Source organism: Curtobacterium sp. MCBA15_004 (genome assembly GCF_001865055.2).
Taxonomy (GTDB): domain Bacteria; phylum Actinomycetota; class Actinomycetes; order Actinomycetales; family Microbacteriaceae; genus Curtobacterium.
Genome location: NZ_CP126266.1, coordinates 3434131 through 3455762, shown reverse-complemented (window position 1 = coordinate 3455762; position 21632 = coordinate 3434131). Strand labels below are relative to the sequence as shown.

The following is a 21632-nucleotide window of genomic DNA, read 5'->3' as shown; positions in this document are numbered from 1 at the left end:
AACTCAGCAAGAGAGAAGAACATTGCTCGAAGCAACGTCATTTGACGCCATCCGGATCGGCCTCGCGACCGCCGAGGACATCCGTCAGTGGTCGTACGGCGAGGTCAAGAAGCCGGAGACCATCAACTACCGCACCCTCAAGCCCGAGAAGGACGGTCTGTTCGGCGAGCAGATCTTCGGTCCGTCCCGCGACTGGGAGTGCGCCTGCGGCAAGTACAAGCGAGTCCGCTTCAAGGGCATCGTCTGCGAGCGCTGCGGCGTCGAGGTCACCAAGTCCTCGGTCCGTCGTGAGCGCATGGGCCACATCGAGCTCGCCGCGCCCGTCACGCACATCTGGTACTTCAAGGGCGTCCCGTCGCGCCTCGGGTACCTGCTCGACATGGCACCGAAGGACCTCGAGAAGGTCATCTACTTCGCGGCGTACATGATCATCGACATCGACGAGGAGGGCCGTCACGCCGACATGCCCGGCCTCGAGAACGAGATGCGCCTCGAGATCAAGACCCTCGAGGGGCAGCGCGACTCGATCATCGCCGACCGCCTCAAGAAGCTCGAGGACGACCTCGCAGCGCTCGAGGAAGAGGGCGCCAAGGCCGACGTGAAGCGCCGGACCAAGGACACCGCCGAGAAGGAGATGTCCCAGGTCCGCAAGTCCTTCGACGAGGACATCACCCGCCTCGAGCGCGTGTGGGAGGACTTCCGCAACCTCAAGGTCGGCGACCTCAAGCCCGAGGACGCCGTGTTCCACGAGCTCCAGGACCGCTTCGGGATCTACTTCGACGCCTACATGGGCGCCGAGGCGATCAAGCTGCGCCTGGAGGCCTTCGACCTGGCCGCCGAGGCCGAGGCGCTGCGCCTGCAGATCGCCGAGGGCAAGGGCCAGAAGAAGATCCGTGCGATCAAGCGTCTGCGCGTCGTGAGCTCCTTCCTCGCCACCGGCAACTCGCCGGCCGCGATGGTGCTCGGCGTCGTGCCGGTCATCCCGCCGGAGCTGCGCCCGATGGTGCAGCTCGACGGTGGCCGCTTCGCCACGTCGGACCTCAACGACCTCTACCGTCGTGTGATCAACCGCAACAACCGTCTCCGCCGCCTGCTCGACCTCGGGGCCCCCGAGATCATCGTGAACAACGAGAAGCGCATGCTGCAGGAAGCGGTCGACGCGCTGTTCGACAACGGTCGTCGTGGTCGTCCGGTCACGGGTACCGGCAACCGCGCCCTGAAGTCCCTGAGCGACATGCTCAAGGGCAAGCAGGGTCGTTTCCGCCAGAACCTGCTCGGCAAGCGCGTCGACTACTCGGGCCGTTCGGTCATCATCGTCGGCCCGCAGCTCAAGCTCCACCAGTGCGGTCTGCCGAAGCAGATGGCGCTCGAGCTGTTCAAGCCGTTCGTGATCAAGCGCCTCATCGACCTGTCGCACGCGCAGAACATCAAGTCGGCCAAGCGCATGGTCGAGCGTTCGCGTCCGCAGGTGTGGGACGTGCTCGAGGAGATCATCCGCGAGCGCCCCGTGCTGCTGAACCGTGCGCCGACGCTGCACCGTCTGGGCATCCAGGCGTTCGAGCCGCAGCTCGTCGAGGGCAAGGCCATCCAGCTCCACCCGCTCGTGTGTGCTGCGTTCAACGCGGACTTCGACGGCGACCAGATGGCCGTGCACCTGCCGCTGTCGGTCGAGGCCCAGGCCGAGGCCCGCATCCTGATGCTCGCCTCGAACAACATCCTCAAGCCGTCGGACGGCCGTCCGGTGACCCTTCCCGCACAGGACATGATCATCGGTCTGCACCACCTGACGACCGTCCGCGAGGGCGCCGTCGGTGAGGGCCGTTCGTTCTCCTCGGTCGCCGAGGCGATCATGGCGAAGGACCAGCACACGCTGGACCTCAACGCGATGGTGAAGATCCGCATGACGGGTGTCCACTTCGCCGAGGGCGAGGCGCCGGAGGGCTACGAGGTCGGTCAGTCGATCCTCCTCGAGACCACCCTGGGCCGTGCGCTCTTCAACGAGACCCTGCCGGCGGACTACCCGTTCGTGCAGCGCGTCACCGACAAGGGCACGCTCTCCGCGATCGTCAACGACCTCGCCGAGCGCTACTCCAAGACCGAGACGGCCGCCGCGCTGGACCGGATCAAGGACGCGGGCTTCTACTGGGGCACGCGCTCCGGTGTGACCGTCGCGCTCTCCGACGTCGTGACGCCTCCTCGCAAGAAGGAGATCATCGCGGGCTACGAGATCCAGGCCGCCAAGGTCCAGGGCGAGTTCGACAAGGGTCTGATCACCGACGCGGAGCGCCGCGCCGACCTGATCAAGATCTGGACCGAGGCCACGAACGAGATCGCGCAGGAGATGCGCGACAACTTCCCGGTCGACAACACCATCAACCGCATGGTCTCGTCGGGTGCTCGTGGTAACTGGCTGCAGGTGCGCAACATCGCCGGTATGCGTGGTCTGGTGAACAACCCGAAGGGCGAGATCATCGCCCGCCCGATCATCAACTCGTACCGCGAGGGCCTGACCGTGGCGGAGTACTTCATCGCCACGCACGGTGCCCGCAAGGGTCTGGCGGACACGGCTCTCCGTACCGCCGACTCGGGGTACCTGACCCGTCGTCTCGTCGACGTGTCGCAGGACGTCATCATCCGTGAGGACGACTGCGGGACGACGCGTGGCCTCGAGCTGCCGATCGCGACCGTGGGTGCCGACGGCGGGCTCGTCCGCGACCCGCGCGTCGAGAACACCGTCTACTCGCGCACCCTGGCCTCGGAGGCCGTGGACGCGAAGGGCACGGTCGTCGCCGAGGCCGGTTCGGACGTCGGTGACGTCCTGCTGGACACGCTGCTCGAGGCGGGTGTCGAGAGCATCAAGGTGCGCTCGGTCCTGACCTGCGAGTCGGCCGTCGGTGTCTGCGCGCAGTGCTACGGCCGGTCGCTCGCCACGGGCAACCTCGTCGACATCGGCGAGGCGGTCGGCATCATCGCCGCCCAGTCCATCGGTGAGCCCGGTACCCAGCTGACGATGCGTACCTTCCACACGGGTGGTTCGGCCTCGGCCGACGACATCACCCAGGGTCTGCCCCGCGTCACCGAGCTCTTCGAGGCTCGTACCCCCAAGGGCGCGTCCCCGATCGCCGAGGCCCCCGGCCGCGCGACGATCGAGGACACGGACAAGGGCCGTCGCATCATCCTGACGCCGGACAACGGCGACGAGCCGTTCATCTACCCGGTGCTCAAGCGTGCGACCCTCCTCATCGAGGACGGGCAGCACGTCGAGCTCGGCGAGCAGTTCATCGCCGGCACGGTCGACCCGAAGGAGGTCCTCCGGGTCAAGGGTGTGCGCGAGGTGCAGAAGCACCTCGTCAACGGTGTGCAGGACGTGTACGGCTCGCAGGGTGTGCCGATCCACGACAAGCACATCGAGGTCATCGTCCGTCAGATGCTCCGCAAGGTCACCGTCGTCGACCACGCCGACACCGACCTGCTGCCGGGTGAGCTCGTCGACCGGTCGCGCTACAACGCGATCAACCGGGTGGCGCTGCAGGAGGGTCGCAAGACCGCCTCGGCCCGCCAGGAGGTCATGGGCATCACGAAGGCGTCCCTCGCGACCGAGTCGTGGCTGTCCGCCGCGTCCTTCCAGGAGACCACCCGCGTCCTGACGCAGGCGGCCATGGAGGGCAAGCAGGACCACCTCGTCGGCCTCAAGGAGAACGTCATCATCGGCAAGCTCATCCCCGCGGGGACGGGCCTCAGCCGGTACCGGGACGTGGACGTCGCCGCGACCGAGGAAGCCAAGGCGGAGCGGTACCCCAACCGCATCTTCGCCGACGACTCCTCGTTCTCGGACGCCGACCTGAGCTTCGTCGACTTCGACAGCTTCTCGTCGGACGACTTCACGCCGGGCACCTACAACTGAACCGCCCCAGCCGACCGACGTCGCACCGACTGACGTCGCGCTGAACGAGCAGGGCCCCGCCTCCGTCACGGAGGTGGGGCCCTGCTCGTGCGCCGGGGACGCCGCCGGACCGGCGCCCGCCTGTGCGGGCCGCCGCGGTGCCGTGGGGTGACCAGGGGCGGACGGGAGGCGCGGTGCGGGCCGGCACCGCGCCTCCCGTCCGTCGGGTGGTCGCGTCGGACCGCGTCCGGTCGCGAGGCGGCGTCAGACCGCGCGTCCGGACCCGCGGTCGCGTCCGGACCCGCGGCCGGTCTCGTCGACGAGCGAGAACAGGCTGAGCACGTTGCCGTCGGGGTCGCGCACGTCGAACCAGTCGACGGCGCCGTCGACGCACCCGACCGGGCCGACGTCGATGCCGAGCGCGGCGATCCGGTCGTGCTGCGCGCGGACGTCGTCGATCCCGAAGCGCAGGCTGACCGGGTTGTCCTCGGCGTCCGGGTCGACGAAGAGCTGCACCCAGATGCCGCCGACCTCGTACTCGGCGACGCCGTCCTCGGGCTCGAGGTCCGGTTCGAGCCGCTCGAACACCGCGCCGTACCAGAGGCAGGACGCCTCGATGTCGGTGACGGGCAACCCCACGGTCACGCTCGTGATGTCCATGACTCATCATGTCTCCAGCGGGTGGCACGCGTCGAGGGTCTGCCGTCGATCCGGGCTTCCTTCCTCCACAGGCAGTGCGGGGCCAGCGGTCGTCCACAGCAGCGCCGGAGCGGACCCGCGTGCGTGCTCGCGTGCGGCACGCTCTCGGCATGGACGGAGCGCTGCGACCACCCGGACACCGACCGGTACCCCAGCACTGGGGACACCGGACACCCCGCCGCCCCCTCGTTGTGGGACTGCGGGGGCGGGTGCCGCCGACCGTAGCGTGGACGGGCGCCGCGTCGTCGCGGCGCCGACCACACCGACCCGAACTCGACCCGAAGGAGTTCCCGGGGTACATGGCCACGCTCTCCGAGATCCTCATCCTCAACGGCGCCCTGCCGATCGAACACCTCGACGCCATGACCGGCGACGAGGACGTCGACGAACGCTCCATCCAGACCCTCGTCGACCAGGGCGTCGTGAGCGAGGCGCAGTACATCACCGCACGCGCCGCGTCGCAGAACTCGCACACGGTGCCGCTCACCGACTACCCGGTGGACGGCACGGCGGTGTCGATGCTCCCGGCCGCGCTCTGTCGCCGCCACGGGGTGCTCGGCATCGGCTTCGAGGGCGAGGTCCTCGTGCTCGCGATGGTGAACCCGACGAACGTCCTCGCGATCGACGACGCCCGCGCCGCGTCCGGTCGCACCGTGAAGCCCGTGCAGGTCGACGAGCGTGAGCTCCACTCGGCGCTCGACCGCTACCTCCGGGCCGACGACGAGCTGAACGACCTGACGTCCTCCCTCGAGGAGGAAGCCTCCGCCCGTGCGGACGAGCGCGTCGACCTCGCCGCGGGGTCGCTCGACGACGTCCCGATCGTGCGCTTCGTGAACCTGCTCGTGTCGCAGGCGATCCAGGACCACGCCTCGGACATCCACATCGAGCCCGGCGAGCACGAGGTGCGGGTGCGGTACCGCATCGACGGCGTGCTGCACGAGATGGCTCCCGCGCCGAAGACGATCCAGAACGGCGTCATCAGTCGGCTCAAGATCATGAGCGACATCGACATCGCCGAGCGTCGGAAGCCGCAGGACGGCCGGATGTCGGTGCGCCACGGCGGCCGGCAGATCGACCTCCGGGTCGCGACGCTGCCGACCGTGTGGGGCGAGAAGGTCGTCATGCGGATCCTCGACAACACGAACACGTCGATGTCCCTCGGTGACCTCGACCTGCTCGAGCACAACGCCGCGGCGTACGAGCGCTCCTACTCGAAGCCGTACGGCATGATCCTCGTCACCGGCCCCACCGGCTCGGGCAAGTCGACGACGCTGTACACGACCCTGAACGCGGTCGCGCGGCCCGAGATCAACGTCATCACCGTCGAGGACCCGGTCGAGTACCGGATGGCGGGCATCAACCAGGTGCAGGTGAACCCGAAGGCCGGGCTCACGTTCGCCTCGGCCCTGCGGTCGATCCTGCGCTCGGACCCCGACGTCGTGCTCCTCGGTGAGATCCGTGACCACGAGACCGCGCAGATCGCGATCGAGGCGTCGCTCACCGGGCACCTCGTGCTCTCGACGCTGCACACGAACGACGCGCCCTCGGCGATCACCCGACTCACCGAGATGGACATCGAGCCGTTCCTCGTCGGCTCCGCGCTCGACGCGGTCGTGGCGCAGCGCCTCGCGCGCCGGCTCTGCGACCGGTGCAAGGTGCCCGCCGAGGTCCCCACCGCGCAGCTCGTCGCGCTCGGGCTGATCCCCGACGACGGTGCCCCCGTGCCGCCGTTCTCCGCACCCGCCGGTTGCGCGGTCTGCTCGAACACCGGGTACCGCGGTCGCATCGCCCTGCACGAGGTGATGACCGTGACCGAGGAGATCGAACGCCTCGCCGTCGCGCGCGCCTCGAGCGCCGAGATCGGCCGCGTCGCCCGCGAGCAGGGGATGCTCACCCTCCGACAGGACGGCTGGCAGAAGGTCCTGCTGGGCCTGACCAGCGTCGACGAGATCCTGCGCGTCGTCGCGTAGCAGGCAGGGACACCACGACCATGGACGAATCCGTGTACGACATCGAGTCCGGCGACGCCCCCGTCGACGGCTGGCACCCCGGGCGACCCGGCGACGAGGTCGGCGGCAGCCGACGGGCCGCGCGGCTGGCTGCTGCGGCCGCTGCCGCCGTGACGACCGAGGCACCCGCGGTGACCCGGTCGGTGTACGACCTCTCCGCCGACGTGCAGGCCGCGTGGTCCGTACCCGCGGGGGGGCCTCCCCTGGCCAGCCCCGTCGCACAGCCCGACGCCGCGCCCGCGACGCCGCCGGCTGCCGTGCCGGCGTCGACCGCGACCTACGGGTACGGCGAACCGGTCGCGTCCGCCGGCGTGCCGAGCTGGGCCGATCCGGCCGGAGCGGCGACCGCGGGTCCGACCGCGTGGGCCGACACGGCCGGAGCGGCGACCGAGCACCTGCCGGTGGCGCCCGCGGCAGCGACCACGGTCCTCCCGGTCGTCCCGACCGCCCCGGTCGGCGGTGCGCTGCCGGCGCCCGCCGTGAGCACCGGGCACCCTGAGATCGGCTTCACCCGCCACGCACGTGAGGTCGCCGACGGCGACCTCGTCACGGCGCTGGCCCAGGTGGTCTACCAGGACGCCTCGGACCTGCACGTCACCGCCGACGCCCCGCCCACCGTCCGCGTCGACGGATCGCTCCGCCCCGCCGTGCCCGGTGGACCGTGGTCACGCAACAAGGTGATCGCCGCGCTCAAGACCCTGCTCACCCCGGAGCAGACCGGACAGTTCGACCACGAGCAGGAACTCGACTTCGCGTACTCGCTGTCGCCGGAGTACCGCTTCCGCGTGAACTACTACCAGCAGCGCGGCAACTGGGGCGCCGCCTTCCGCATCATCCCGACGCGGATCAAGACGCTCAAGCAGCTCGGCATCCCGGAGCACGTCGGGCGCTTCGCGAAGCTGTCCCGCGGACTCGTCCTGGTGACCGGGCCCACCGGGTCCGGCAAGTCGACGACGCTCGCGGCCCTCATCGACCTCGTCAACGAGACCCGTGCCGACCACATCGTCACCGTCGAGGACCCGATCGAGTTCCTGCACGACCACAAGCGGGCGATCATCAACCAGCGCGAGGTCGGCGCGGACACGCACTCGTTCGCCGCGGCCCTCAAGCACGTGCTCCGCCAGGACCCCGACGTCATCCTGATCGGTGAGCTCCGCGATCTCGAGACCATCTCCGTCGCCCTCACCGCCGCCGAGACCGGCCACCTGGTGTTCGCGACGCTGCACACGCAGAGCGCGCCGGGCACGATCGACCGCGTCATCGACGTGTTCCCGCCGCACCAGCAGGGACAGATCCGCACGCAGCTCGCCGCCACGCTCGAGGGCGTCGTCTGCCAGACCCTCGTGCCGAAGGCGAACGGCTCGGGCCGGGTCGTCGCGACGGAGATCATGAAGACCACCCCGGCGATCGCCAACCTCGTCCGCGAGGGCAAGACCCACCAGATCACCTCGGCCATGCAGGCCGGGCGCGACGCGGGCATGCACACGATGGACCAGGACCTCGCCGAACTCGTCAACGTCGGCACCGTCACGCGCGCCGCGGCGATGGAGAAGGTGCACGACGAGGACGGCTTCGACCGCCTCGTGCAGCGCGTCGAGTCGCCGTCCGAGTCGTCCGCCGCCGCCATCGCCGCGGCGGAGATCGACTTCGGCGACAAGTACTCGGGAGGCCACTGATGTCGCTGGCATTCGACTACCGCGGCCGCGACGGCAGCGGCAAGCTCGTCAAGGGCCGGCTCGACGCCGCCTCCGAGGGTGCGGTCGTCCAACGCCTGCGCGGGATGGGCGTCTCGCCGATCGCGATCACCGAGGCGACCGCCGGCACCGGTCTGCAGACCGAGATCAAGATCCCCGGGTTCGAGCGCGGCGTCGGGCTGAAGGACCTCGCGATCACGTCGCGGCAGGCCTCGACCATGCTGTCCTCGGGGTTGTCGCTCCTCCGGGCGCTGTCGATCCTGGCCGACCAGACCGAGAGCAAGAAGCTCAAGGAGATCCTCGGCAAGGTGCGGGACGACGTCGAGCGCGGTGTCTCGTTCTCCGACGCCGTCGCGAAGTACCCGGTCGACTTCCCGCCGATCATGATCAACATGATCCGGGCGGGGGAGACCGGCGGGTTCCTCGACCAGGCCATGGACTCCATCGCGACGAACTTCGAGAAGGAGCACAAGCTCCGCACCACCATCCGGTCGGCGATGACCTACCCGGTCGTCGTGCTCGTGATGTCGCTCCTCGCGGTGATGATCATGCTGATCTTCATCGTGCCGATCTTCCAGAAGATGTTCGAGGGGCTCGGCGGGCAGCTGCCGTTGCCGACACTCGTGCTCGTCGCGGCCTCGCACGCGATGGTCTTCGTCGGTCCGGTGCTGCTCGTCGGCGCCGTCGTCGGGTGGATCTGGTGGAGGGCGAACAAGCACACCGACCGGGTGCGCGCCGTCGTCGACCCGCTCAAGCTGCGGCTCCCGGTGTTCGGGCAGCTGAACCGCAAGATCGTCATCGCCCGGTTCTCGCGCAACCTGTCGAACATGATCGGTGCCGGTGTGCCGATCCTGCAGGCGTTGCAGATCGCTGGAGAAGTGTCGAACAACTTCGTCGTCGAGAAAGCGCTGCAACGCGTCGCGGAAGCCGTGCGCAAGGGGGATTCCATCAACGTCCCGCTCTCGGCCGAGAAGGTCTTCCCGTCGATGGTGTCGCAGATGGTCGCGGTCGGTGAGGACGCGGGATCCCTGGAGACCATGCTCGAGAAGATATCGGTCTTCTACGACGCCGAGGTCGAGGCGACCACCGAGGCCCTCACCTCGTTGATCGAGCCATTGTTGATCGCATTCCTGGGCGTGATCGTCGGCGGCATGATCATCGCGCTCTACCTGCCGATCTTCCAGATCACCTCACTCGTCAAGTAGTTCGGCAACCTTCCTACATCCCCGTGTTCCCGGGGCTGCGACCCCCGTGCGGGGGCGGCGCGGTCGTGCGTACCCCCGGGACTGGGGTCGGCGGGGAGGCGTACTGGCCCCCGTTCTCGGGATGCTGCCCCAGGAATGACGTCAATACGCTTGCCCAGGCGGCCGGAAAGGCCCCACAGACTTCCTCCCGACATTCACTCCCGAAGAATGGAACAACAATGTACTTCGCTCTCATGGGCAAGCTCGACGCGCGTCGCAAGGGTCTCCTCGAGGACGAGGAGAAGGGCTTCACGCTCATCGAACTCCTGGTCGTCGTGATCATCATCGGCATCCTCGCGGCCATCGCCATCCCGGTGTACCTGAACGTGCAGAACAACGCGAAGGACGCGGCCGCGAAGTCGGACCTGCAGAACGCGAAGACGGCGGTCATCGCGAACTACACACAGACCAACACGTTCCCCGCGAACGCTGCCATCTCCGGCCTCTCCGGATTCAGCGCGGGAGACTACGACACCAAGGGCACCGCGCCCACGATGGTGAAGTCCGACGTCACCGCTGGCACGTTCTGCATCCAGGTGAAGAGCAACGCGGGCAACGTCTTCCACGTCGACCAGGACGGCGGGGCGAAGGACAAGGGCTGCTAGCAAGCGCTCCGAGGGGTGGACCCGGTGCGGGCACCGGGTCCACCCCTTCTTCCTGACCGATGAACGATCCGAGGTGACCTCGTGCTGCGACTGGCCGCACTCCTGCGTGACGCACGCGAGCGCGACGACGGCGTCTCCATCGTCGAGGTCCTCGTCGCCATGACGGTCTTCGCGATGATCGCCGCCGGTGTGGCGATGGGCATCGCGAGCTCGCTCTACCTCACGCACGGCTCCCGCTCCCGGGAGGTCGCGATCGGCCTCGCGCAGGACGGCATCGACCGCGCACGAACGTCGACCAACCTGTTCGGCGTCGTCGACGGCACATCGGTGCAGCGTGTCGCGGGCATCGACTACCGGGTCGTGCAGACCGCACGGTGGGTCGCCTCCTCCGGCACCGCGAACGCCTGCGGCAGCGGGGGCGGCCCGCTCGCCTACAAGCGCGTCGCCATGACCATCAGCTGGAGCGCCGGCGGTCGGGGGTCCGACCAGTCGGTCGCGATGAACAGCATGGTCGCCCCGACCTCGGCGGTCACCGCGGCGGGCCTCGGCACGATCATCGTGTCGGTGTCCCGGGTCGACGGCAGCGGGAACCAGGGGGCCGTGGTGTCGATCGCCCCCGCGGCCACGAACCCCGACGGTGCCGGCCCGGTCACCTCGACGGTGCCGGTCACGGACGCCACGGGCTGCAGCTACGCCCTCAACGTGAAGCCCGGCCGGTACGACGTCTCGGTGACGAAGCCGGGCAACATCGACGACGGAACGTCCTCGGGGTCGCTCGGCGCCCAGACGGCGACGCCCTCGACGACCGTCCGTGTGGGCGCGAACCAGACCGCGGCCGCGAACATGAACTACGACACCGCCCTCACGGTCGCACCGCAGTGGGGCGACCCCAACGCGCCGACCACGGCGTTCACCGCGCCGACCACGATGCCGGTGACGCTGCGGCGCAAGACCGCCGACCAGGGCCCCTTCGCGGTCGGCACGACGACGCAGGTCTTCCCGTTCACCGACGGCTACAAGGCGGTCGCCGGCGTACCGGCGACGTGCGCCAGCACCGACCCGGAGAACTGGACGACCGCGAGCGGCACCGCTGTGGCTCCGCGGAGCCCGGGGCAGCCGGTCGCCGGGACGAACGCGGTGCGGGCGCCGGTGCAGCTCGTCACGATCACCCTCCCGACGAACAGCGTCAACGAGGTCCTCGCCAACTCCGTCGCGCCGGTGCCGAACTCCGGCGACCCCGGGTGCGCGAAGGGCGCCCAGTACCGGTTCACGAAGCTCCCCCTCGGCCAGCCGGTGACGATCGCCCTGCCCTACGGCACGTGGTCGCTGCAGTCCGGCAGGACCGCGGTCAACCTGCTCGGGATCATCACCATCACGACGCCGACCACGGTGACCGGCATCCAGGCAGCACCGGGCGTCGCACCGACGGCCGACCGCGTGCTCCTCGACCCCAGGCGCGCGCCGTGATGCGCGTCCTCCGCCGCCTCGGCCGGGACGACCGCGGCGTCTCGCTCGCCGAGCTCATCGTCGCGATGAGCATCAGCGTCCTCGTCCTCACCATGGCGGGCGCCTTCTTCGTCTCGGTGTCGCGAGCATCGACCACCACGACGAACGTCGACTCCAACACCCGGGTGGCCTCGACCGCGATGCGCGAGATGCAGCGGATGTTCCGGGTGGCCTCGAACAACCCCGTCGCGAGCGGCGTCGACGCGCAGTACGCGGTGCAGTACGCCACGGCGACGTCGGTCCGGTTCTTCGCCTACATCAACCTCAACTCGGCGGTCGACGTGCAGCCCGTCGAGGTGCAGTTCACCCTCGACCCGGCGAAGGGCACGATCACCGAGACGAAGTGGAACGGCGTGCCCACCGACCGCACGGCCACCTACTACGACTTCCCCCGTGCGGCGACTCCGGTGTTGACGAACGCACCGACGTCCCGACTCGTCCTCGCCGAGTCCGTCGTCCCGTCGACCCTGTTCACGTTCCGCAACGCGGCCGGCACGGCGATGACGGCGGGCCCCGACGGTGCGCTGAGCGCGACGGACCTCGCGGCCGTGCGGTCCGTGAGCATCGACCTCACCGTCGGGGAGCGCGACCAGCAGCGTCCGGCCGCCCGTGACGACGTCTCGCTGACCAGCACCGTCGGCATGCCCAACCTCCAGTTCGGGAGCTGACCGTGCGCCGCATCCTCGCCCTCATCCGCTCGCACGACGACGAGCGCGGCGTCGCCCTCGCCGCCGTCCTCGGGATCGGCATGGTCGTGATGATCCTCGCCGCCACGATGGTCGGCATCGCGACGTCCGGTGCGACGAAGACGACCTCCGACCGCGACTTCGCCAACGCGATGGCCGCGGCGTACGCCGGACTCGCCGACTACCAGAGCCGGGTCAACGCCGACAACACGTACGCGACGAAGTACGGCGATCCGAGCCAGCCCTTCAGCACCGGTGACACGTTCCCGAAGGGCGTCGGCACCGGGGCTGCGCTGAACCCCGCGTTCACGAGCTGGGTGACCGTGCCCGGGTCGACGGGCGCCGCGGGCGAGACGTCGTACCGGTACGCGGTCGACAACAGCATCGCCGGCCCACAGGGCATCGTCCGGGTCCAGGTCACCGGGCGTGCCGGTTCGACCACTCGCACCCTGGTCGCGAACGTGCGGCCGGACGGCTTCTCGAACTACCTGTACTGGACCGACTACGAGTCCGGCGACCCGGCCATCACCGGCGAGGACTGCCGCAACGTCTACCAGAACACGACGTACTCGGTCAGCCCGGGCGGCGGCAAGGACGCCTGCGACCGCATCCAGTTCCAGGACGGTGACACCCTGGACGGACCGATCCGGTCGAACGACGTGATGCTCATCTGCGGCGGTCGGTTCGGGAGCACGGTGCAGTCCTCGGTCGGGTGGAGCACCTACCGGTGCTCCTCGCCGAAGGCCCCCTCGTTCGACTACTACGCCGGCTACCAGCCCGAGGTCGTCAGCTCGTACACGCCGCCGTCGACGATCAGCGCCGGCCGCGACCGGATGTACAGCGACGACCCGGCCGTCAGGGACACCGCGCCGGGGACGGGCTGCCTGTACACCGGACCCACCGATATTACCTTCCTCGGGAACGGCACCATGCGCATCCGCTCCCCGCTGACCCTCGCGACGAACCTGCAGCGCTCCGGCAAGTACGGGTCGGCGCCCGACAAGTGCGGCAGGCTGACGGACCTGCAGGGCTCCGGGGCCGTCGTCAGCACGAAGCTCCTCGCCGACAACCTCGTGTACGTGCAGGACGAGCCGGCATCGTCCGGGACCGGGTCCTCGACGAACCCGAACTTCACCAAGGACCCGAGCAGGTCCCCGTCTGCCTGCATGCGGAGCGTCGCCGTCAAGGACAACGGTCTCGGGTTCCCCCGTCGCGGCAGTGTCCCGGGACTGGGCGGAACGTGGGACGAGGCGAACCCCGAGACCGCGCAGGGGCAGCAGATCCCGTTCAGCACGGCCTACGGATGCACCCACGGAGACCTCTTCGTGTCCGGCAAGGTCGACGCGTCGATCTCGCTCGTCGCCGAGAACTACGTCTACGTGACCGGAGACCTGCAGTACACGGCGGGCCGGGCGGCGTCGACCGTGCTCGGTCTCGTGGGCCAGGAGGCCGTCCTGGTCTGGAACCCCATGGTCGACGCGTACGGCGGGACCTACCCGATGCTCGCCGGGGACCGGACGGTGGCGGCTGCGGTGCTGTCGAACCAGGGCACGTTCACCGTGCAGAACTACGCCATCGGCGGTGGTCGGGGGAAGCTCACCGTGAAGGGGTCGATCGCACAGCGGTTCCGCGGTGCGGTGGGCAAGGGCACGAACGGCTACCTCAAGGCGTACGGCTACGACACGAGCCTCGGCAGCTACACACCACCGTTCTTCCCGCAGCCGGTCGTGACGACCTACAAGGTGACGTCGCAGATCGAGGTCGCGGCGGCGTACGACGCGGCAGGGGTCCCGCGGTGACCCCGGCCGTGTTCGTCGCCCTGCTCGTCGGCGTCGTCGGCCTGGCCGTCGGCTCGTTCCTCAACGTCGTCGTGCACCGTGTCCCAGCGGGCATCTCGGTCGTCGCGCCGCCGAGCGCCTGCCCACGCTGCGGCCACGGCATCCGTCGACGGGACAACGTGCCCGTGGTGTCGTGGCTCCTGCTCCGCGGGCGGTGCCGTGACTGCAGCACCGCGATCCCGAAGCGCTACCCCCTGGTCGAGGCGGCGACGGCGGCACTGTTCGTGCTCGTCGTCCTCCGTGCCGCACCGCCACTCGTGGCCGCGACGGACCCGCGGGCCGCTGCCGCCGCGACCGTCGGCCTCGTCGTGCTCCTCTACCTGATGGCCGTCTCGGTCGCCCTCGCGCTCATCGACCTCGACGTGCACCGGCTGCCGAACGCGATCGTCCTGCCCGCCTACGTGGTCTGCGCGGTGCTCCTGGTCGCCCGCAGCGCGCTCACCGGCGACTGGGCCGCGCTCGTCCGCGGCGGCATCGGGCTCGTCGCGATGGGCGGCGGCTACCTCGCCCTCGCGGTCGCGGTCCCCGGTGGGATGGGCCTGGGCGACGTCAAGCTCGCCGGTGTCCTGGGGCTCGTGCTCGCGTACCTCGGATGGGGACCCCTCGCAGTGGGAGCTTCCGGCGCCTTCCTCCTCGGCGGTACCTTCGCCATCGGCCTGCTGGCGACCGGTCGTGCCCGTCGCGGCACCGGCATCCCGTTCGGCCCCTGGATGCTCGGCGGAGCCTGGCTGGGCGTGTTCCTCGGTCAGCCCGTGCTCGACGCGTACCTGCACATCACCGGCCTGGCGTAGGAAGGACCCAGCACATGGCGAAGACCCTCGTCGGGATCGACATCGGCGGAGACACCATCCGCGCGGTCGAGGTCGCGAACCCGGACAAGCCCGACCCCGTCATCCTGCGCGTGGCCGAGGTCCCGCTCGTCCCGGGCTCGACCAAGCGCGGTGAGGTCCTCGAGCCGAACACCGTCGCCGCCAGCCTCAGGGAGCTGTGGCGGGTCGGACGGTTCCGGTCGAAGGACGTCGTCCTCGGCATGGGCAACCAGCGCGTGCTCTCGCGCGACCTCACCGTCCCGAAGGCCCCGCTCGCGCAGATCCGCGAGTCGCTGCCGTTCCAGGTGCAGGACATGCTCCCGGTCCCGGTCGGTGACGCGATCCTCGACTTCTACCCGGTGTCCGAGTCGACGACGGTGGACGGACCCGTCGTGCACGGTCTCCTCATCGCGGCCGTCAAGGACTCCGTGCTCGCGAACGTCCGCGCGGTCCAGCTCGCCGGTCTCAACCCGGTCGGCGTCGACCTCATCCCGTTCGCGCTCACCCGCGTCTACCTGCCGGCGTCCCGGTACCCCGGTACGCACGCGCTCGCCGAGGTCGGGGCGAACACCACGACGGTCGTGATCGCGACGGACGGGGTCCCGCAGTTCGTCCGGGTGATCCCGTCGGGAGGCGACGACCTGACCGGCGCGCTCGGTGCTGCCCTCGACATCCCCCTCGACCAGGCCGAGCCGGTGAAGCGCTGGATCGGCATGGGCGGCCGCGCCCTGACCGCCGACGACCGACGCGCCGAGGCCACCATCCGCGACCTCAGCACCGAACTGCTGACCAGCTTGAGGAACACCGTGAACTACTTCGTGAGCACCCGGCCGGGGACGACGATGGCGGGCATCGTGCTCGCCGGCGGCGGCGCGCACCTCCCCGGGTTCGCCGGGGCGCTCGGGACGCAGACCGGACTGCCCGTGGCGATCGGCGACGCGTTCTCGGACGCCGCGACGAACCGCTCCGTCCGCAGCGAGGACCTCGCCGAGCGCGGGCACGCCGTCGCCGTCGCGTGGGGACTGGCGCGGGGGAGCGTCGCCGCATGACCAAGCTCCTGGAGCCGCCCCGGAGACGCGGGTCCCGATCCCACGAGGTCCGGCTCGTGGCGGACACCGCGCAGCGGACGAAGCGGCAGGGCCGTGAGGCAGCCGGCACGATCGTCGTCGGTGGCGTCCCCCGTGTCGACCTGCTGCCCACCGAGGTCCACGTCGACCGACGACAGCGGGCCCTGGTCCGTAGGGCGTGGTTCGGCGTCGTCGTCGTGGCGGTGGTGGCCGCCGGAGCGACGGTCGTCGCGTCGGCCGCGGCGATGCAGTCCGAGTCGGAGCTCGAGCAGGCGCGTCAGGAGACCGACTCCCTCCTGCTCCAGCAACGGCAGTACCGCGACGTGCGCGACGTCGAGGGTCAGACCGACCTGCTCCGAGCCGCACAGGGGGTCGGCGGGTCCACCGAGGTCGACTGGCAGGCCACCCTGCAGCGTGTGCAGGACTCCCTGCCGGCCGGCGTCTCCATCACCGGCGTGCAGATCGACTCCGCGACCCCGCTCGAGTCGTACGCGCAGGCGACCACTCCCCTCCAGGGCCAGCGGATCGCGACGCTCACGATCGCCGCGTCGAGCACGACCCTGCCGTCGGTGCCCGCCTGGCTCGACTCGGTGAAGGGCATCCCGGCGTTCGTCGACGCCAACGCCGACTCGGTGACGCTCGACGCGTCGACGAACGTCTACACGGTCGACATGACGATCCACCTCGACGAGCGTGCGTTCGACGGCAAGTACGAGACGAAGGACAAGTCGTGAGCCGCAACCGCCTGATGCTCCTCCTGGCCGCGGTCGCGTCCCTCGCGATCCTGGCGGGCGGGTTCTTCCTCGGGGTGCAGCCGCAGCTCGACCGGGCCGCGGCTGCCGATGCCGAACGCGGGAGCGTCGCGGGCACCAACGCCTCGACACGGACCGAGCTCGACCGTCTGCGGGAGCGGGCCGCCGAGATGCCGCGCATGCAGGCCGAACTCGCCGAGCTGCGTGCGTCGGTGCCCGCCGACGCCCAGGCGTCCGCACTCATCAGCCAGCTCGACGCCACGGCGGACACGAGCGGTGTCCGGGTGTCGTCGCTCACCATCGGTGATGCGCAGGCGTACGTGGCGCCCGCCGCGACGCCGGCGACCGGTTCCGACGGAGGGTCGACGGGCACGGGGACCCCGGGTGCGGCCACGGCGGCACCGACCGCCCAGGCGACCGCCGCCGCGACGCCGGTCGCACCGCGGACCACGACCGACGGCAGCATCACGAGCGCCAACTTCTCGGTGATCCCCGTGACCGTCACCGTCGAGGGCGACTTCGCGCAGGCGCTCGCCTTCGTCCGCGGCGTGCAGTCGAACCCTCGGCTCTTCCTCGTGACGGCGATCTCGTCCGCGGCGGCGGAGTCCGGCGCCGACGACGGAGCGGCGGAGACGCCGACCTGGACCTTCAGCGGGTCGGTCTACGTGCTCGCGGGCGACCCGACGGCGGCCAGGACGGCGGGCTGACGACGGCCCCGGCGGCCGGCTGACGACTGCCCTGGCGGCGCGCTGGCGACCGCCCCGACGGCCGGCCGGCGACCGCCCCGCACTGCTCGCGAACCCCTCCGCCGCCCACCCCGCGAACCGGGGCCACCGCGCCACGCCGGACCCACTTCCGCGACACCCGTCGCTGTGCGTACGATGCTCCCGGCGCCGCGCTCGCGGCTGCCCATCCCCTCTCGGACGGTCGCCCACGGACGGCCGTCCCTCGTCGTGCCCGGAGTCGCGCGTGTTGTACGGAATCGTGGAGTTCCTCGGCTGGTTCGGAGCCGTAACCGTCCTGGCAGGTTACCTGCTCTTCTCCCTCGGGAAGATCCCCAACGGCCCCGTCTACCAGGCGCTGAACCTCGTCGGCGGGGTGTCGGTCGCGGTCAACGTCGCAGCACACCACGCCGTGCCGTCGACGATCGTCAACGGCATCTGGGCCGTCATCGCCGCGGTCGTCCTCGTGCGGATGGCGGCCGCTCGGATCCGCGCGGGCCGGTCGACGAGCACCACGCTCGGTGACGTCGACGGCAGCACCGACCGTGCCGCCACCGGGACCGGCACCGCGCACGTCGAACCCCCGGCGACCACCGCGGTCCTCCCGGTGGTGGGCCCGGCGGTCCGCGACCACGCCCCCGAGCCGGAGGCGACGGCACCCGCCGGAGCGTCGGCGTCCCTCCCGGCCGACGACCATGCGCCGGCCGCGACCGAGCCCGTGGGGGTCGCGACGCCCCTCCCGGCCGGCGACCTGCCGGCGGTGCCGGTGCCCGCCGGGGCCGATTCGCGCCTCCCGTCCGTCACGGACCACGCGCGGTCCGCCACCGGGACGGACGAGGCGACCACGCAGGCTGCGCCGCTCACCGAGTCGGTCCCCGTGATCACGGCGACCATCGCCCTGGCCCTCGTCGCCGTCGCCCGCGGACAGGCCGAGCGCACCGAGCGTGCCGATCGCACCGACCGTGCCGAGCGTGCCGACCGCGCCGAGCGTGCCGACCGCACCGAGCAGGTGGCCCACGCAGGCCGCACCGACCAGGAGCAGGTCCAGCAGTAGGGCCAGCACCACGTCCGGTCCGTCGTGCGCGGCCCACCGCGACCCCGCACACCACCCGGCGGTACGATCGCCGCATGTCCCGCTGGTTGGTCGCGACGATGACGTCCGTGCTCTTCGTGGCGCTCGTCGTCGCGGTGACCGGCTTCGAGGCCCTGCTCGCCGACGTCGAGGCGATCGCCCAACCCGACGCGACGCCGTACCTCGGCCCCGGGATGGTCGTCGCCGGCGCGGTCGTGGTGTTCCTCGCGACGGCGTCCGGCGTCCGCGAGGGCAACCCGGGCGTCAGCGGCCTCGTCGCCGCCGCCGGCACGTACCTCGTCATGCTCGCGGTCGGATCGGTCGGCTACGCGTCCGTCCGCGGCGACGCCACCGAGCTGCTCGTGTTCCCGGCGGGCTCCGCACTGAGCCCGTTCGTCGTCGGTTCGGTCGTCGTCGCGTTGGTGTGCGTCGTCGGCGGGATCGCCGCGGCGCGCCACCAGGACCGCGCGGCGGCCCGGCAGGCGACGCGCGACCACCGTTGACTCCCGCGCGGCGGTCCGGCAGGCGACGCACGACCGCCGCTGACGCCTGCGCGGAACCAGACCGGACCGGCGTCGGTCCCCGGCGGTAGGATCCCGGAGCAGGCAACACGCACGACGGGGGACGCATGACCGAGCAGCAGACGGACGGCTGGGCAGCCGTACCGCACGTCGAGACGATCCGGGGCACGCAGGAAGCCGCGGCGCAGGGGGTCGTGGCGCCGCCGCGACCGCCTCGCAGGAAGCTGCGGCGCGGGGCACTGATCGGCATCATCGCCGGTGGCACCGCCGTCGTGCTGCTCGCCGTCGCGGGCATCGTGACCTACTCGGTCCAGTCGGCCTCGCACTCGCCCGACCGTCCGGTGCGCGCGTTCCTCGACGACCTGACCGCCGGTCGCGTCGACGACGCGCTCGACACGGCGGGCATTAAGCACGGCAAGGACGACGTGCTGCTGACCGATGCCGCGTACGCGAAGGCCTCCTCGAAGATCACGGGGTACCGGATCGCGGCGACCGACACGTCCGGCGACACCGCACAGGTGCGGGCGTACCTGCGACAGGGCGGTCGCGACGTCTCGACCGTCTTCACGCTCGACCGCACGCGAACCGACCTCGGCGTCTTCCCGGTGTGGAAGATGGAGGCCCCGCAGCTCGGCCGCGTCGACGTCTCGGTCCGCGGTCCCGCGAACACGGGGCTGCAGATCGCCGGCAAGAGCGTGACCACCTCCACCGACGGGGCGGTCAGCCTCAAGGCGCTGCCGGGCAAGTACTCCGTCGCCGTCGACGGGGGCAAGTGGTACACGGCGGACAAGACCGAGGCCGTGGTCTCGGGCTTCCGGAGCACGGCCTCGATCCCGGTGTCCATGCGCGTCACGCTGACCGACGCGGGCAAGCAGGCGGCCCAGCAGGCCGTCGACCGCTGGGTGGACGGCTGCATCGCGTCGACCGAGGCCGAGCCGCCCGGGTGCAGCTTCTACGCCTACGGGTCGAACCCGTCGTACACGTACACGAACAAGAAGTGGACGCTCGAGACCCGCCCCGCGGTGTCGGTGGGCGACTGGTTGTCGCGCGGCTTCTTCGTGACCACCACCACGTACGGGCGGGCGAAGTACACCGCCGACTTCACGGGCCCGGACGGCCCGGGAACGGCCTCGGCCGGCCCGATGAACGTCAACGCCACCGGCTACATCACGGGCTTCACCGACGAGGGTGCGACCTTCGAGTCGGCCGTCGGCAACGGCGCGCGCGACTCCGGTTCCTGAGCCCGGACGCGGTCCGTCCACTGGGCCGGCTGCGTGCGGGCGTCGGTCCGGCGCGGGTCGGGTCGTCGCTCCGCCTCGCGTCGCGTCGTCGGTCCGCCTCGCGTCCGGTCGTGGGTCCAGCTCGCGTCCGGCAGGCGGTCCGGATGCGGCCGGGAGGCGTGCCCCGACCCCGTCGCACATCCTCCCCACCGCGACACGCCCGGCTTGATCTCACCCTGTCACGCGGGTAGTCTCATCTGGGTGTGCGCCCTCGGGCGCGCCCGAAATCCCGGTCCTGCGGTGGCTGACGCCACGAGCCGGACGGGATCATCCATCCCCCGCCACCTCCGCCGTCAGGCGGCGATCGGCGTGTGATGAGGAAGCCGGCGGAACGCGCCGGCCAGAGCACGAGCGAAGAACCAGGAGAACAGTTGCCTACCATCCAGCAGCTCGTTCGCAAGGGTCGCACGCCGAAGGTCGTCAAGACCAAGGCGCCGGCACTGAAGGCGAACCCCCAGCAGCGTGGTGTCTGCACCCGCGTCTACACCACCACCCCCAAGAAGCCGAACTCGGCCCTGCGCAAGGTCGCTCGTGTCAAGCTCTCGAACGGCACCGAGGTGACGGCCTACATCCCCGGTGAGGGCCACAACCTGCAGGAGCACTCGATGGTGCTCGTCCGTGGCGGTCGTGTGAAGGACCTCCCCGGCGTGCGCTACAAGATCATCCGTGGCGCCCTGGACACCCAGGCAGTCAAGAACCGTAAGCAGGCTCGCAGCCGCTACGGCGCGAAGAAGGGTTGAGCTAGATGCCTCGCAAGGGTCCCGCCCCGAAGCGTCCCGTCGTCGCCGACCCGGTGTACGGCGCGCCGATCGTCTCGCAGCTCGTGAACAAGATCCTCCTGGACGGCAAGAAGGGCCTCGCCGAGCGCATCGTCTACGACGCGCTCGAGGGTGTCACCGCCAAGAACCAGCAGGATGCCGTCGCGACGCTCAAGAAGGCGCTCGACAACGTCCGTCCGACCCTCGAGGTCCGCAGCCGCCGTGTCGGTGGCTCGACCTACCAGGTCCCGGTCGAGGTCAAGCCGCACCGCGCGAACACCCTCGCGCTCCGCTGGCTGACCTCGTACGCCAAGGCACGTCGCGAGAAGACGATGACCGAGCGTCTCATGAACGAGATCCTCGACGCGTCGAACGGTCTCGGTGCCGCGGTCAAGCGCCGCGAGGACACGCACAAGATGGCCGAGTCTAACAAGGCCTTCGCCCACTACCGCTGGTAGTCCCGGCTGCGGGTGGGTGTCGGTGGTCA

Annotated in this window: 18 protein-coding genes; 17 read left to right on the top strand and 1 reads right to left on the bottom strand. The window is 70.5% G+C overall.

Annotation, left to right across the window (positions count from 1 at the left end):
• The first annotated feature begins 22 nt into the window (after window positions 1-22).
• The gene (locus tag QOL16_RS16355) at window positions 23-3904 is read left to right on the top strand and encodes a DNA-directed RNA polymerase subunit beta' (protein WP_071285428.1); all 3882 of its coding nucleotides are present in this window, start codon (window positions 23-25) and stop codon (window positions 3902-3904) included.
• Window positions 3905-4147: 243 nt separating this feature from the next.
• Here the strand turns inward: QOL16_RS16355 and QOL16_RS16350 are convergent, their stop codons facing one another.
• A complete protein-coding gene (locus QOL16_RS16350; RefSeq protein ID WP_071285426.1) occupies window positions 4148-4543 on the bottom strand; it encodes a VOC family protein in 396 nt (131 codons plus the stop codon).
• Window positions 4544-4881: 338 nt separating this feature from the next.
• Between QOL16_RS16350 and QOL16_RS16345 the strand changes: the two genes are divergently transcribed.
• The 16 genes from QOL16_RS16345 to rpsG all read left to right on the top strand — a co-directional run bounded on the left by QOL16_RS16345 (window position 4882) and on the right by rpsG (window position 21603).
• The gene (locus QOL16_RS16345; RefSeq protein WP_071285423.1) at window positions 4882-6552 is read left to right on the top strand and encodes a GspE/PulE family protein; all 1671 of its coding nucleotides are present in this window, start codon (window positions 4882-4884) and stop codon (window positions 6550-6552) included.
• Window positions 6553-6572: 20 nt separating this feature from the next.
• Entirely contained in the window at window positions 6573-8267 is a 1695-nt protein-coding gene (locus tag QOL16_RS16340; protein ID WP_083395171.1) for a type IV pilus twitching motility protein PilT, read from the top strand.
• Window positions 8267-9490 (top strand): type II secretion system F family protein, encoded by a 1224-nt coding sequence (locus QOL16_RS16335; RefSeq protein WP_083395170.1) that lies wholly within the window; start codon window positions 8267-8269, stop codon window positions 9488-9490. The genes QOL16_RS16340 and QOL16_RS16335 overlap by 1 nt, the downstream gene beginning before the upstream one ends.
• Before the next feature lie 218 nt (window positions 9491-9708).
• Entirely contained in the window at window positions 9709-10134 is a 426-nt protein-coding gene (locus tag QOL16_RS16330) for a type IV pilin protein (protein WP_071285421.1), read from the top strand.
• An 81-nt stretch (window positions 10135-10215) separates the two neighbouring features.
• Window positions 10216-11601, top strand: coding sequence for a prepilin-type N-terminal cleavage/methylation domain-containing protein (locus QOL16_RS16325; protein WP_071285419.1), 1386 nt, complete (start codon window positions 10216-10218; stop codon window positions 11599-11601).
• The gene (locus QOL16_RS16320; RefSeq protein ID WP_139266510.1) at window positions 11598-12308 is read left to right on the top strand and encodes a PilW family protein; all 711 of its coding nucleotides are present in this window, start codon (window positions 11598-11600) and stop codon (window positions 12306-12308) included. The genes QOL16_RS16325 and QOL16_RS16320 overlap by 4 nt, the downstream gene beginning before the upstream one ends.
• Window positions 12309-12310: 2 nt before the next feature.
• Window positions 12311-14125: a hypothetical protein gene (locus QOL16_RS16315; RefSeq protein WP_071285415.1), complete on the top strand. Its 1815-nt coding sequence runs from the start codon at window positions 12311-12313 to the stop codon at window positions 14123-14125.
• Window positions 14122-14955, top strand: a complete 834-nt coding sequence (locus tag QOL16_RS16310; RefSeq protein WP_065960063.1) for an A24 family peptidase — start codon at window positions 14122-14124, stop codon at window positions 14953-14955. The genes QOL16_RS16315 and QOL16_RS16310 overlap by 4 nt, the downstream gene beginning before the upstream one ends.
• 14 nt (window positions 14956-14969) lie before the next feature.
• A complete protein-coding gene (gene pilM / locus QOL16_RS16305; protein WP_071285412.1) occupies window positions 14970-16022 on the top strand; it encodes a type IV pilus assembly protein PilM in 1053 nt (350 codons plus the stop codon).
• Window positions 16019-16774, top strand: a complete 756-nt coding sequence (locus QOL16_RS16300) for a hypothetical protein (protein ID WP_083395169.1) — start codon at window positions 16019-16021, stop codon at window positions 16772-16774. The genes pilM and QOL16_RS16300 overlap by 4 nt, the downstream gene beginning before the upstream one ends.
• Window positions 16771-17499 (top strand): hypothetical protein, encoded by a 729-nt coding sequence (locus QOL16_RS16295; protein WP_071285410.1) that lies wholly within the window; start codon window positions 16771-16773, stop codon window positions 17497-17499. Before QOL16_RS16300 ends, QOL16_RS16295 begins: the two co-directional genes overlap by 4 nt.
• A 262-nt stretch (window positions 17500-17761) precedes the next feature.
• Window positions 17762-18568: a hypothetical protein gene (locus QOL16_RS16290; RefSeq protein WP_175473147.1), complete on the top strand. Its 807-nt coding sequence runs from the start codon at window positions 17762-17764 to the stop codon at window positions 18566-18568.
• 74 nt (window positions 18569-18642) lie between these two features.
• Window positions 18643-19089 carry a DUF6121 family protein gene (locus QOL16_RS16285; RefSeq protein WP_071285404.1) on the top strand — a complete coding sequence of 149 codons (447 nt, stop codon included), beginning with the start codon at window positions 18643-18645 and terminating at the stop codon, window positions 19087-19089.
• 125 nt (window positions 19090-19214) lie between these two features.
• Window positions 19215-20348, top strand: coding sequence for a hypothetical protein (locus QOL16_RS16280; protein ID WP_071285402.1), 1134 nt, complete (start codon window positions 19215-19217; stop codon window positions 20346-20348).
• 410 nt (window positions 20349-20758) lie between these two features.
• Window positions 20759-21127: a 30S ribosomal protein S12 gene (gene rpsL / locus QOL16_RS16275; RefSeq protein ID WP_058728453.1), complete on the top strand. Its 369-nt coding sequence runs from the start codon at window positions 20759-20761 to the stop codon at window positions 21125-21127.
• A gap of 5 nt (window positions 21128-21132) precedes the next feature.
• Entirely contained in the window at window positions 21133-21603 is a 471-nt protein-coding gene (gene rpsG / locus QOL16_RS16270; RefSeq protein WP_058742332.1) for a 30S ribosomal protein S7, read from the top strand.
• Window positions 21604-21632 lie beyond the last annotated feature (29 nt).

Bases quoted from the DNA above. Each gene is read 5' to 3' on its own strand.
- QOL16_RS16350 (WP_071285426.1), bottom strand. From the start codon at position 4,543: ATGGACATCACGAGCGTGACCGTGGGGTTGCCCGTCACCGACATCGAG.
- QOL16_RS16345 (WP_071285423.1), top strand. From the start codon at position 4,882: ATGGCCACGCTCTCCGAGATCCTCATCCTCAACGGCGCCCTGCCGATC.
- QOL16_RS16340 (WP_083395171.1), top strand. From the start codon at position 6,573: ATGGACGAATCCGTGTACGACATCGAGTCCGGCGACGCCCCCGTCGAC.
- QOL16_RS16335 (WP_083395170.1), top strand. From the start codon at position 8,267: ATGTCGCTGGCATTCGACTACCGCGGCCGCGACGGCAGCGGCAAGCTC.
- QOL16_RS16330 (WP_071285421.1), top strand. From the start codon at position 9,709: ATGTACTTCGCTCTCATGGGCAAGCTCGACGCGCGTCGCAAGGGTCTC.
- pilM (WP_071285412.1), top strand. From the start codon at position 14,970: ATGGCGAAGACCCTCGTCGGGATCGACATCGGCGGAGACACCATCCGC.
- QOL16_RS16300 (WP_083395169.1), top strand. From the start codon at position 16,019: ATGACCAAGCTCCTGGAGCCGCCCCGGAGACGCGGGTCCCGATCCCAC.
- QOL16_RS16285 (WP_071285404.1), top strand. From the start codon at position 18,643: ATGTCCCGCTGGTTGGTCGCGACGATGACGTCCGTGCTCTTCGTGGCG.
- QOL16_RS16280 (WP_071285402.1), top strand. From the start codon at position 19,215: ATGACCGAGCAGCAGACGGACGGCTGGGCAGCCGTACCGCACGTCGAG.
- rpsG (WP_058742332.1), top strand. From the start codon at position 21,133: ATGCCTCGCAAGGGTCCCGCCCCGAAGCGTCCCGTCGTCGCCGACCCG.